Annotated in this window: 1 pseudogene; it reads right to left on the bottom strand. The window is 52.9% G+C overall.

Going from position 1 to position 348, the window contains the following annotated elements:
• Nucleotides 1–104: 104 nt before the first annotated feature.
• A pseudogene (locus HBA93_RS19590) lies at nucleotides 105–348 on the bottom strand (hypothetical protein); the annotation flags it as partial.

Genomic DNA, 348 nt, shown 5'->3' with positions numbered 1-348 from the left:
CTGTTTCAGCGGCACCCATTCTTTGGCCGGTAATGTCAGATAATCCAGATCACGGGCAACGAGGCTGTTGAGTTCTTCAAGCGATGAGGGAAATTTTGTCATGGTCAGTCCTCCAGCAATGCAAGCTGGGTAATCAGCGATTGATGTTCATCAGGCGTGTGAAGTTTGAAACCCGGCACCAATAGATGGGCGGCCTGTTCCAGAGCGGTGATCAGTTCTGCTGCTGTCTCGCTTAGCTGCGTGGCATTGTGACTGATCACACCGAAACTATAAGGAATATCCAGCGCCAGCGGCAAAGTAACGATGCCGTCCAGCGGCGTACCGGCAGAGGTAACCGGCTCAACCACA

Source organism: Ochrobactrum sp. SFR4 (assembly GCF_019730395.1).
Taxonomy (GTDB): domain Bacteria; phylum Pseudomonadota; class Alphaproteobacteria; order Rhizobiales; family Rhizobiaceae; genus Pseudochrobactrum.
Note: the sequence above shows the minus strand (reverse complement) of the source record. Positions and strands in the feature narration are given on the sequence as shown.